Below are 880 nucleotides of genomic sequence, written 5' to 3' on the forward strand. Positions count from 1 at the left end.
ATCAAAAGCATTTATATTTCCTTCCCAAACTTTATTTTTTAATGCTGTTTGGTCTTCTGTTGGATTGTAATAGCTTCCTCCTCCATCACCTGCTTGAATCTTCTCTAGTACTACTGATTTACCTAACATTCCTGCGTTAGCAATCTTAGCTTTACCTATATTTGTAAGTATAGTGTAAAATTGTTCATCAGCCATTTATACCACCTCCTTTTGGATATACTGTCAATATTTCTGAACTCATGTTATGAGCTAATGCAAACTTAGCTTTAACATTAGCCTTTACTTCTTTACTTGAATAAGGATATACTGTTATTTCTTCACTCATAATTGTTGTTTGTGCAAAATAAGTTTTACTTTTTAATAAAGATACTAACTTATAACTTACAGCTAAATGAGAAGGTTTTATAACATTTACTCTCTTATATAAATCTTCTAAATCTCTAGGGAAACCTTGAGTACTAGTTAATTCAACACTAAAAGTATATGGAGATATGTTTTCATTTATTTTTATATTTGCACCTGTATAAGATTGAAGTATCATAGACATTCTTTTAGGTGTCATAATATATTTGCTTTGGAGCTTAGCAATAACTTTTCTTCTCCTAGCTTCTATATCTTCATCTAAGTTAGTAGACAAACCTACTCTATTTTCCCAAAAACTTAAACCCCATGTTGCGCTTTGAGGAAATAACTGTAATTCTATCTCTTTATTTAATAACTCTAGATTATCAAATTCGCTTCCTATAGCTTCATATAAGCTTTGCATTATAATAGATTGTTCATATATCGGTGACAATGTAAGAAGCATTTCTCTACCTTTTTTAGAAGCTATCATCCAACCACCTCGTTAACTATTTCCCCCACTCCGACCACTTGGTCC

At 31.2% G+C, this 880-nt stretch carries 2 protein-coding genes; both read right to left on the reverse strand.

What is annotated here, in order from left to right; all coding sequences use genetic code 11:
* The coding region (locus tag Q3287_RS19355; RefSeq protein WP_407964678.1) for a phage tail protein at nucleotides 1-195 on the reverse strand (195 nt) is incomplete at its 3' end.
* Entirely contained in the window at nucleotides 188-835 is a 648-nt protein-coding gene (locus Q3287_RS19360) for a YmfQ family protein (RefSeq protein WP_407964679.1), read from the reverse strand. The genes Q3287_RS19355 and Q3287_RS19360, both read right to left, overlap by 8 nt.
* Between the last annotated feature and the right edge of the window lie 45 nt (nucleotides 836-880).

The sequence above is a fragment of the Clostridioides sp. GD02404 genome, assembly GCF_045898275.1.
GTDB classification, from domain to species: domain Bacteria; phylum Bacillota; class Clostridia; order Peptostreptococcales; family Peptostreptococcaceae; genus Clostridioides; species Clostridioides difficile_A.

Coding starts and splice junctions, on each gene's coding strand:
- Q3287_RS19360 (WP_407964679.1), bottom strand. CDS start 835: ATGATAGCTTCTAAAAAAGGTAGAGAAATGCTTCTTACATTGTCACCG.